At 73.5% G+C, this 10,262-nt stretch carries 12 protein-coding genes; 6 read left to right on the top strand and 6 right to left on the bottom strand.

The window, feature by feature from the left end:
• Positions 1-250: 250 nt before the first annotated feature.
• The 5 genes from rlmN to PIJ49_RS16535 form a co-directional block, all read right to left on the bottom strand.
• The gene (rlmN, locus tag PIJ49_RS16515) at positions 251-1,495 is read right to left on the bottom strand and encodes a dual-specificity RNA methyltransferase RlmN (RefSeq protein ID WP_271827105.1); all 1,245 of its coding nucleotides are present in this window, start codon (positions 1,493-1,495) and stop codon (positions 251-253) included.
• A gap of 41 nt (positions 1,496-1,536) precedes the next feature.
• Positions 1,537-2,487 carry a C40 family peptidase gene (locus PIJ49_RS16520; RefSeq protein ID WP_271827106.1) on the bottom strand — a complete coding sequence of 317 codons (951 nt, stop codon included), beginning with the start codon at positions 2,485-2,487 and terminating at the stop codon, positions 1,537-1,539.
• Positions 2,488-2,669: 182 nt separating this feature from the next.
• Positions 2,670-3,542, bottom strand: coding sequence for an alpha/beta fold hydrolase (locus tag PIJ49_RS16525; protein WP_066653436.1), 873 nt, complete (start codon positions 3,540-3,542; stop codon positions 2,670-2,672).
• A 110-nt stretch (positions 3,543-3,652) separates the two neighbouring features.
• Complete coding sequence (locus PIJ49_RS16530) at positions 3,653-4,702, bottom strand: AraC family transcriptional regulator (RefSeq protein ID WP_271827108.1); 1,050 nt, start codon at positions 4,700-4,702, stop codon at positions 3,653-3,655.
• The gene (locus PIJ49_RS16535; RefSeq protein ID WP_158407739.1) at positions 4,699-4,866 is read right to left on the bottom strand and encodes a hypothetical protein; all 168 of its coding nucleotides are present in this window, start codon (positions 4,864-4,866) and stop codon (positions 4,699-4,701) included. Before PIJ49_RS16535 ends, PIJ49_RS16530 begins: the two co-directional genes overlap by 4 nt.
• A 385-nt stretch (positions 4,867-5,251) precedes the next feature.
• Between PIJ49_RS16535 and PIJ49_RS16540 the strand changes: the two genes are divergently transcribed.
• Genes PIJ49_RS16540 through PIJ49_RS16550 form a run of 3 tightly spaced genes read left to right on the top strand, consistent with a single transcriptional unit; the run spans position 5,252 to position 7,098 of the window.
• A complete protein-coding gene (locus PIJ49_RS16540) occupies positions 5,252-5,977 on the top strand; it encodes a class I SAM-dependent methyltransferase (RefSeq protein WP_271827109.1) in 726 nt (241 codons plus the stop codon).
• Positions 5,978-5,987: 10 nt separating this feature from the next.
• Positions 5,988-6,809 carry a DUF6807 domain-containing protein gene (locus tag PIJ49_RS16545; RefSeq protein ID WP_209685984.1) on the top strand — a complete coding sequence of 274 codons (822 nt, stop codon included), beginning with the start codon at positions 5,988-5,990 and terminating at the stop codon, positions 6,807-6,809.
• Positions 6,810-6,843: 34 nt separating this feature from the next.
• Complete coding sequence (locus tag PIJ49_RS16550) at positions 6,844-7,098, top strand: hypothetical protein (protein ID WP_066653429.1); 255 nt, start codon at positions 6,844-6,846, stop codon at positions 7,096-7,098.
• Between the two features lie 6 nt (positions 7,099-7,104).
• On the opposite strand, the gene PIJ49_RS16555 is transcribed toward PIJ49_RS16550, so the two are convergent.
• Positions 7,105-8,532, bottom strand: a complete 1,428-nt coding sequence (locus PIJ49_RS16555; RefSeq protein WP_271827110.1) for a protein kinase domain-containing protein — start codon at positions 8,530-8,532, stop codon at positions 7,105-7,107.
• A gap of 121 nt (positions 8,533-8,653) precedes the next feature.
• Between PIJ49_RS16555 and PIJ49_RS16560 the strand changes: the two genes are divergently transcribed.
• The 3 genes from PIJ49_RS16560 (at position 8,654) to PIJ49_RS16570 (ending at position 10,144) form a co-directional block, all read left to right on the top strand.
• Complete coding sequence (locus PIJ49_RS16560) at positions 8,654-9,172, top strand: tetratricopeptide repeat protein (RefSeq protein ID WP_271827111.1); 519 nt, start codon at positions 8,654-8,656, stop codon at positions 9,170-9,172.
• A 128-nt stretch (positions 9,173-9,300) separates the two neighbouring features.
• The gene (locus PIJ49_RS16565) at positions 9,301-9,918 is read left to right on the top strand and encodes a hypothetical protein (protein WP_209685990.1); all 618 of its coding nucleotides are present in this window, start codon (positions 9,301-9,303) and stop codon (positions 9,916-9,918) included.
• 19 nt (positions 9,919-9,937) lie between these two features.
• The gene (locus PIJ49_RS16570) at positions 9,938-10,144 is read left to right on the top strand and encodes a hypothetical protein (RefSeq protein WP_066653422.1); all 207 of its coding nucleotides are present in this window, start codon (positions 9,938-9,940) and stop codon (positions 10,142-10,144) included.
• Positions 10,145-10,262 lie beyond the last annotated feature (118 nt).

Consider the following 10,262-nt stretch of genomic DNA (forward strand, 5'->3'; position numbering starts at 1 on the left):
TCGGCCGTTCCGTTCTCCGCCTCAGCGGCAACGAGTGATTACTCTACGCACGGCCCGACCACACCACCAACACCACCCACATCCCGGGCGTGTCGTCCCCCGACTTCCCCGAGGACTCGCGGGAGGAGGGGTACCGAGCCGTGGACCGACGGGTGCCGGACGGCGGTGGCACGCGTGCCGACGCGACCCGGGAACGACGGGAGGCACGGTGCGGACCCGCACCGTGCCTCCCGTCCGACCGATCGTCGGCTCAGACGTCCGTCTCGTCCGCCGCGGCCAACTGGCCGCACGCGCCGTCGATCTCCTTGCCGCGGGTGTCGCGCAGGGTCGTCGGGACGCCCGCGGCGTTCAGCCGGCGGACGAACTCGTCCTGCACGTGGGGCTCCGACGAGGTCCAGACCGAGCCGGGCGTCGGGTTGAGCGGGATCGGGTTGACGTGCACCCAGCCCTTGCCACGCGCGTTGAGCTTCTCGGCGAGGAGGTCGGCGCGCCAGGCGTGGTCGTTCATGTCCTTGATGAGGGCGTACTCGATCGAGACCCGTCGACCGGTCTTCGCGTAGTACTCGTACGCGGCGTCGATCGCCTCGTCGGCCTTCCACCGAGAGTTCACCGGGATGAGCTCGTCGCGGAGCTCGTCGTCCGGCGCGTGCAGCGACAGGGCGAAGGTGAGCGGGATGTCCTCGTTCGCCAGCTTCCTGATCGCCGGCACCAGGCCGACGGTGGAGACGGTGATGCCGCGCGCGCTCATCCCGAGACCGTGCGGCTGCGGGGCGATCATCGTGCGCACCGCCTCGATGACCCGCTTGTAGTTGGCGAGCGGCTCACCCATCCCCATGAAGACGATGTTCGTGACGCGCTCGGCGTCGACGCGGTCCTGTCCGCCCTTCCGCGGGTCGCCCCCGAGTTCACCGGCAGCGATCGCGGCGTTCGCCCGGACGATCTGCTCGATGATCTCGGCGGTCGACATGTTGCGCGTCAGCCCTGCCTGGCCGGTGGCGCAGAACGGGCAGTTCATGCCGCAGCCGGCCTGCGACGAGACGCAGAGCGTGATGCGACCGGGGTAGCGCATCAGCACCGACTCGACCAGGGCGCCGTCGTGCAGCTTCCAGAGGAACTTGATCGTGTCGCCCTTGTCCGTCGCCAGACGCCGGGTCTCCGTGAGGAGCGGCGGCAGCATCCCGGCCACGAGTTCCTCGCGCTGGGCAGCCGGCAGGTCGGTCATCGTCGCCGGGTCGGACGACCAGTGCGTGAAGTAGTGCGTCGACAGCTGCTTGGCGCGGAAGCCGGGCAGGCCGAGCTCCTTGACCTTCGCGACGCGCTCCTCGACGGTCATGTCGGCGAGGTGCACCGGCGGCTTGCCGCGCTTCGGCGACGCGAACTGCAGGAGGGGTCGCCCCTCGGAGTCCTGCGCCTGGGTCCACCCCTCGGTGCGCGGGCGCACCTGCGGACGCGTGGAGCGCTGCTCCTCGAACGGGGTGCGGGTCTCGGTGGCCATCACTCCAGTTTACGGGAGGTGTGCAACTCCCCGTCGACGCGTCACTCCCCCGCGGGCAGCAGACGCGCGAAGTGGTGGGCGTTCGGGTACAGCGGCACGATGTCGACCGGGTCGCCGGGGTGCGGCGCCTGCAGCACGATGCCGTCGCCGAGGTAGATGCCGACGTGGTCCTCGTTGTCGAACACCACGAGGTCGCCCGGCAGGGCCTCGGACTGCGGGATCGTCGTGGCGACCGCGTCCTGCGACGGCACGTAGTGGACGAGCGGGATGCCGACGGCCGCGTACGCCACCATCGTCAGTCCCGAGCAGTCGATGCCGGAGTGGCTCGCGCCGCCCTCGACGTACGGGTCCCCCATGAACTGCAGCGCCGTCGAGACGATCGTGGCGCGCTTGCCGCCCGCCGACAGCACCTTCGAGATGGCCGCCTCGGCCTGCTGCGTGGTGACGCCGTACTTCGTGACGATCGTCGGGTAGGACACGATCGTCGTGGTGGTCGTCATGCCGTCCGTCTGCACGACGGGGACCTCGACGTCGCGGGCGACGGTGAAGGACTGCGCGTCGTCCGCAGCCGTGACGGCGGACGACGAGCTGCTCGTCGTGGTCGCCGGGGCCGCGTCCGCAGGGACCGCGAGCGTCAGCGTCGACGTCACGGCGAGCGCCGGTGCGAGCAGGATCGCCGCGCGCTTGGCGTTCGCGGCGCGGCGGACGTGCCGCGGGTCCGCGGCACGCTCGGCGCGGAGTGCTGCGGAGCGTGAGAGCACCGCGGCGCCGGCGACGGCGGTCGACGCGACCGGGCGCGGTGCGGCGAGCGAGACCGTGCGCGCGGGCTTCGCGGGCTGCACGAAGGAGGAACGGGCGACCGCGGGGCCGAGGGCGGCACGACGGCCGCGGGGACGCCGCAGCTCCGCGGGTCCCGACGATCCGGGTGCGGTCGGCTCGGTTGCTGCCGACCGTGCGCCGTCGTGGGCTGCGGGCAGTGCGTGTCGTCCCATGGTTCCTTCCGCGATCGGGCGACGGGTGGTCGACCGGCTCAGGGAGATAACGTATTGGTCACGAAGCTGTGACCGCCAGGGCTGGAGCGTCCGGTTCCTGCGGTTCGTCTCAGCCTGCCGGGTCGAGCGTAGCCCTCCCCGAGCGAGCGGAGCCGGTACGCAGCGGTCAGGCGCGGCAGCGATCAGGCGCGCTCGAGGTGGCTCCGGACGCGCTCCTGCACGCGGGCCGCGTCGTGGTGGTCCCAGAGCCCGAAGTGGGTGCCGCCGGGCAGCGTGAGGAGCTCGGCCCCGGGCACGGTCGCAGCGGCCCGGGCACTGTGCTCCATCGGGACCTCGGTGTCCGCGTCGCCGTGCACCAGGAGCGTCGGTGCCCGGACGGCCCCGAGCTCGAGGTCGTCCACCGCTCCGAGCACCCGCACGTCGTTGTCCCACCCCGGACGGTTGCGCCCGCCCGCGTTGCCGCTCGACGACAGGTCGAGCAGGACCCGGCGGCGAGGCCGGTCGTGCAGGACGTCCGCGACGTGTGCGGTGAGCGCCCGCCCGCGCAGGGAGCTGACGCCGGCCTCGGCGGTGCGGACGACGACGGACGGCAGCAGTCGCGCGGCGGACGCGGCGAGCGCCGCACCGACCCGGGTGTACGCGACGACCCACTCGGCGAAGGACGGCTTCGGCGGGACCCACCGCGCGGAGAGCCCGGCTACGACGACGAGCGTCCGGATCCGGTCCGGGTGGCGGACCGCGAACCGGTAGGCAGCCGGGCCGCCGCCGGACCACGCCAGCACGGCGACACGGTCGATGCCGAGCCCGTCGAGGAGCGCCGCGTACCGGTCGGCCTCGTCGTCGAGCGAGGGGTGGTCCGGCTCGAGGGTCGTCCCCGCGTAGCCCGGTCGTGCGAGGGTCACGACGCGGAAGCGGTCGGAGGGCAGGAAGCGGGCCATCGCCTCGGCGGAGGAGATCCCGCCGGGGGTGCCGTGCAGGACGAGGACCGGGGCGCCGGTGCCGCGCACGGCGACCGCGATCCCGCCGGTCCCGGTGCTCGGTGACGTCCGCTGCATCCCTGCACGCTACCCAGCGCAGCATGGGGCGGACCGGGGCTGCGCGGTGGACGCGCCGGGTGCCTCCCGACCGACCTGCGGATCCGGACAGGCGAGGGAGACGGGCGGGCTCAGCCCGGCTGGGACCCCCGCGTGCGACCGGGGGTCCCGGCGACCGCGATCATCCGTCGCTGCCCTCGCAGCGTCTCCCCCGGGTGCTCCCCGTAGCGCGCGGAGTACGCGCCGGAGAAACGCCCCATGTGCCGGAAGCCGCAGGAGGACGCCACGGCTCCCACCGAGGTCTCCCGTGCGTCGGCGAGCTGCAGCCCGATCCGGGCCTTGTCGAGCCGGAGGTCCCGCAGGAACGCGGTCGGCGTCGATGCCTCCTGCCGTTGGAAGGTCTCCTGCAGCGTCCGGACGCTGGACTCGGCGCCGGCGGCGATCTCCGCGGTGCTGAGCGGGCGGGCGAAGTGCGCGTACATGTACGCCTTCGCCCGCTCGAGCGTGGCGACGGAGCCGTCGGGGACACCGCCGTCGGGGTCGGGGCGGAACGCCTCGAGGACGGCCTCGGCGAGGCGCAGGTCCAGCACCGCCCGCTCTCCGTCGACCACGTCGACGTCGAGCATCGCACCGGCGAGCTCGCGGAGCGTGCGCTGCAACGGCGCGAGGCGGGCGGACGGCACGGCGGCCGGGAACGCCAGCGGCACGGGGACGGCCGCACCGCCGACGACCGCGACGGCCTCGAGGAAGTCCGCGTCGAAGTGCACCAGGTGCACGGTGCCGGGCGGCGCCACCACCGAGAAGGGGCGACCCGCCGGGCACATCACCGGGACGCCCGGGCGGAGCGTGACGCCGTCCTCGCGGTCCGGGTCGAGCACGACACCGCCCTCGACCGACCACGCGAGCAGGTACTGCCGACCGGGGTCGAGCACACCGCCGTGGTGCGCCGAGACCGACGAGGTCCGCAGGCTCACCCGCCCGTCCCCGGTGGCACGGTACCGGTAGCTGAAGGGGGCGTCCCCGTCGGGACGGCACCACAGGTCGTGGGCGTCGTACACGTCCTCGTGGAGTATGCGGGCCCCGCCGGGTTCCGTGCCGCTGTGCACGACCTGTCGGACCGAGGTCCGGCGCTGCTCGGTCGACCGGTCCTCCGCGGGCGGGTCGACGGTCGCGGTGATCACGTGCGGTCGCCGCGGCTGGGTCCGCGGACCCGCCCCAGGTCCGCGAGCGACGGCGCCGGGGTGCCCTCGGGCACCGCCCAACCCCGTCGCGCGGCGCGGCGGAGGTGCCGGTAGGTGATGACGCGGACCGGTTCGACCCGCTCGTCCGTCTGGTACGTCGACATGTCGTGCTCCCTGCATCACGACCGCCTGGCGTCCTGCGCCGTCCGGAGTCCGGCCGGCAGGGTCGCGGGGTGGCGTGGTGTCCACCCTGGCGGCCCCCGCATGGCGTGGCCGCCGGACGATCTCGTCGTGCCGGCGACGGTACGCGCCGCTGGACGGCACCGCGGACACCGGACACCCAGGCCGCGCACTCCGGACGGAACGTCGTCGGCCGTCCGTCCGGTGTGCGACGGACGGGAGGCGCGTGGCGGGCGGCCGTGTGCCTCCCGTCCGGCGGCCACTCGCGACAGGCTGCCGTCGCCGGTCCGGGCCTGATCGCGGCGGGCCGCCGTTGCCGGTCCGGCAAGGATCCTTGCGGTGCGCTCCGGTGCGCGGTCGACTGGGTGGATGCGCACGCACGACGATCCCTCCGCCCCCGCCGACGCACACACCCCGGCCCGCCCCGACGGCACTCCGGGTGGGGGCGGCACGGCGCGCGACTGGTGGGAGGCCCGGTACGCCGAACGGGACGGGATCTGGTCGGGCCGGGTGAACGCGGTGCTCGCCGACGTGGTCGCCGGACTGCCGTCGGGTGGCGGCCGGGCACTCGACCTCGGGTGCGCTGAGGGCGGCGACGTCGTCTGGCTCGCGGAGCAGGGCTGGACGGTGACCGGTGTCGACCTGTCGCAGACCGCCGTCGACCGCGCCGACCGTGCGGCGCGGTCGGCCGGGGTGGCCGGACGGACCCGGTTCGTCGCCGCCGACCTGGCGACCTGGAGCCCGGCTCCCGACGAGCGGTTCGACCTGGTCACGGCGTCCTTCCTGCAGTCGTGGCCGGTCGGCATCCCCCGCGACGCGATCCTGCACCGGGCGACCACGGCGGTCGCTCCCGGCGGGCACCTGCTCGTCACCGCCCACGCCGCTCCGCCGCACCGCGACGTGCCCGAGGAGATGCGGTCCTACCGCTTCCCGACGCCCGAGCAGGACCTGGCGGCGCTGCGGCTCGACGACGGGTGGGACGTCCTGGTCGCCGAGGGCCGACCGCGATCGGCGACCGGACCGGACGGCGAGCGACACGAGACGGTGGACAGCGTGGTGCTCGTGCGGCGGCGACCCGCGGAGGTCGGCGCGTAGCGTCGGCGACGTGGGGACGGACAGCACGGAGGGCACGGGCGTGACGCACGGCGTCGTGGTACCGCTCGACGTCGCCGGGGTCCGGGTGGGCGAGCTGCACGACGGCGCGGACGTCCCGCCGGCCTGGGTGCCGCGGCCCTTCCTCCACCCGGTGCGGACGCTCGGCGGCGTGGTGCTCACCGACCGTCACCCCGAGGACCACCCCTGGCACTGCGGCCTCGGCGTCGCGTTCCCGGACCTCGACGGCGTCAACTGCTGGGGTGGACCGACGTACGTGGACGGTCCCGGCTACCGGTGGCAGGACGACCACGGCACCGCGACCGTCGGCCCCTCCGAGACGGACGGCGCCCGGGTGCGGCTCGGCACCGAATGGCGCGACCCGGCCGGCGCGCTGCTGCTCCACGAGGACCGCACGCTCGGCTGGCGTGCGACGCCGGACGGCTGGCAGCTCGAGTGGACGTCCACGCTCCGCGCGCCCGGTGCCCGACCTGTCGCGCTCGGCAGTCCGGCCAGCCACGGTCGCGCCGGTGCCGGCTACGGCGGCTGGTTCCTGCGGTTCGCCGCCTGCACGGACGTCGTGGTCCGCACCCCCGACGGCGCGGGCGAGCACCGCGTGCACGGTTCCGTCGCACCGTGGGTGGCCTGGACCGGTTCCTTCGCCGACGGACGGGCGCACGTGCTCGTCGAGGCGCTGGACCACCGCGATCCGTGGTTCGTCCGGGTCGCGGAGTACCCCGCGGTCGGTTCGGCGCTCGCCTGGCGCTCCCCCGTCGTCGTCCAGCCGGACGAGCCGCTCGTGCGGTCCTTCCGCGTGACGGCCTCCGACGGCTGACGATCCGTCTGCGCCGTCCGCGTAGCCTCGCGGTGTGTTCCTGATCTTCGGCACCCGCGGCTCCGACACCCTGCTCACCGTGGTCCGCTTCGTCTGCGGGGTGTGCGGCGTCCTGGCGGCGCAGCGGGTGGTGCGCCGCACGACGAAGCTCAGCCTGTTCTTCGTCCCGCTCGTCCCGCTGTCGCGCTCGCACCGCAACGAGTGCACCAACTGCGGTGCGGTGACCCGGATCACGGCCGAGCAGGCGGACCGGGCGATGACCTGGTCGGACGGCCGACCCGGCGCCTGACGCGGGTCAGCGCGCGCCGTCGAGCGGCAGTGCGTCGCTCGTCGTGCGCAGGGACTCCTGGCGGAGCTCCAGCTGCGTGGTGGCCAGCGCGGCGAGGTCGCGCAGGTTCGCCAGGTCGCCCTCGGACGCCTCACGCGGACGGACGTCGAGCACGGCGAGGGTCCCCACCGCGGTGCCGTCGTGCCGCAGCAGGGGCACGCTCACGTAGAACCGGATGCCGAGCGGCCCGGTGACGAGCGGACTCTGCCGCATCTCCGGGTGCACGGACCCGTCCGGGATCACCACGGGGACGGGTACCGGCGCGAAGCCGCTGCGGAAGCTGATGCTGCGCGCTGCCTCGTCGACCCCCTCGGCGATCCACGACTGCGACCACTCACGGTCCTCGTCGAGCACGTCGACCAGGGCGATCGGAGCGTCGAAGAGCCGTGCGGCCATCGCCACGGTGCGCTGCAGCGACTCCTCGGGCAGCGAGTCGAGCGTGGCAGGGCGGGCGTCCGCCGGGGCGGCTGGGGTCGGCTCGGCGGGGCCTGCGTCGGCGGTCGCGGTCGCAGCGGGGGCGGCATCGGACCGGGCACCGGTGGCCGCGGGGTCGGCTGCAGCACTCTCGGTGATGACGACGTCGCGCAGCATCGTGACGAGCTGCGCACCGAGGGGCCGCTCCGTCGGGTCCTGCGCCGTCATCGCGCGGAGCAGGTGCTTCCAGTGCTCCGGCAGCGGCTCCGGCACGACCGGGTCGCGCGACAGCCGGGCGATGGCGGACTCGACGAGCGACCCCGGGAACTCGCGGCGTCGCGTGAAGCACTGGAGCAGCACGAGACCGAGCGAGTACACGTCGCTCGCGGGACCGACGTCCGCACCCCGGGCCTGCTCCGGGCTGAGGTAGGCAGCCGTGCCCGTCGTGACACCGTCAGCGGTGAGCCGTTCGACCCCCGCGGCCAGGGCGATCCCGAAGTCGGTCAGCCGTGCCCGGGCCCGGTCGGAGCCGGTGCCGTAGTCCACGAGCAGGATGTTGGACGGCTTGATGTCGCGGTGCACGACGCCGTGCGGGTGGATGTACTCGAGCGCCTCGGCCATGTCGTAGCCGATCTCGGCGATGTGCTTCGCGGAGAGCGGTCCGACCTCGAGCCGCGCCTCCAGGTCCTGTCCGACGACGAGCGACATGACGAGGAAGCGTCGCGGACCACTGCCGACGACGTCGACCACACCCGCGTCGAGCAACCCGACCAGCCCGTGGTGCTCGAGCGCAGCGAGGACGCCGAGCTCTGCCTCCTGCCGTGCCAGGTCGACGGACCCCGGGTGGAAGAGCTTCACGGCGACGGGACGGTGCAGCACCTCGTCGGTGGCGCGGTACACAACGGACATGCCGCCACGTCCGATCTCCTGCTCGAGTCGGTAGCGCCCGTCGAGGAGCGGCGCGGCGTCGTCGTGTCCCATGGGTTCCTCGTCGTCCTGTCGGTGGGCAACGATGCATCTTCGCATCCCGGTGCCCCGGATGCGCGCAGGGGCACGTCCACCGGATGGTCGCGCGTCGCAGCGGTGCCGCTAGCGTGACCGTGTGAGCGACACCACGACCCCGCAGCCACGACTCTCCGACCCCGACTGGGAAGCGCGCGTCGCGTCGCTGTGGGCGGACGACACCGTGGACGACGCTGCCCGGATCGACCGGATGCGCGAGCTCGCGGCGGTCGCGCCCCACCCCGCGCTCGGCTCGTTCGAGCTCGGTGGCGCACACGACTCCGGCGGGCAGGAGGCCGCCGCGCACGAGCAGTACGCCGCGGCGACCGAGGCGGGGCTCGGCACCGTCGACCCCGATCGTGCCGCACGGCTGGTCGTGCAGCACGCGTCGACCCTCCGGAACCTCGGCCGGATCGACGATGCGATCGCGATGCTCCGCGACGCCCCATCGCACCCTGCGACCGGAGCGGCCCCTCGCGTCTTCCTCGCGCTCGCGCTGCACAGCGCGGGCCGGGTGGACGAGGCACTCCGGGTGGCGATCGAGGCCGTCGAGCCGACGCTCCCCCGCTACAACCGATCCGTGCGGGCCTACGCGGCCGCGCTCACGGGCGCGGACTGATCCGCCCTCGCCCAGCAAGCTGACTAGTTGCACGCTGGTCAATTGATATCCACAATGTGATGTTTGACATCGACCGGCTCAGGATGGACAGTGGTCGGACCGCAGACGGCGGTACGAACGGGGAAGTGATGGCCAGATCGATCATCACCACTTGTGCACGATGGAAGCGCCTCGGCGTCGCGACGCTCATGGTCGCGCTCGTCGCCTCGGTCGCGTCGGTGTCACCGGCCCACGCTGCACCATCCGACCCTTCGGCTGCTTCCCTCGGGGCCGCCTTGTCGAGTGCGATCGGCAGCGACGGCGTCTTCGATGGAGATCGTGCGCGCGCAATCGGCGTGTCCACCGAGGCAGTCGATGCGTTCGCGACCGGACGGTCGCTGGTCGGTCTCGCCAGTCGGCACGCTGCGGTCGACCGCCAGCTCGTTGACGAGGTGGAACGGTCGACCGCCGTCGTGCGCGCCTGCGCCGGGAAGAATCGGTGGGACCACACCGGGATCCAGCTGAACGTCTACCTCAACTCTTGCAACACCACGAGACTGCTCGGCGTGCTCGGAGCTTCTGCGGGAGTCGCGACCGCCATCGGGATCATCACCGCCGCGACCGGTCTCGGAGGAGCTGCGGCAGGCATCATCGCTGCCGGTCTCGCAGTCGCCGGCGGCGTGCTGACCGCATGCTCGTCTCGCGGGCGAGGCACCGTCATCCACAACATCCCGCCGGGATCCGTGGTCTGGTGCAACAACCAATGACCAACGGCAGGAGAAGACCGTGTCCGGAGATCGCCTGAGGACCAGCTTGCTGTGCATCGCTGCACTCCTCTCGGGTGCAGGAACGACGCTGGCGCTCGTCGGCGCGTTCGTGAGCCCTGCGGATCAACCGACCGCGACGTGGCTCACCGTCACGGCCCTGCCGTTGGTGCTGCTCGGAGTGGCCGCGCTGCTCGCCGCAGTGTTGCTCGGCCGTCGGCCCAGGTGAAGCAACGGACGGGAGGCGGGGGGGGCGCGGGGCCCCCCCCCCCCCCCCCCGGGGCCCCCCCCCCGGGGCGGGGGGCCAAAACTAAATATTTGGGCGGCTACCGCGGGGGTTTAGCCCG

This window comes from Curtobacterium uvaldense, from assembly GCF_028307415.1.
Classification (GTDB): Bacteria; Actinomycetota; Actinomycetes; order Actinomycetales; family Microbacteriaceae; genus Curtobacterium.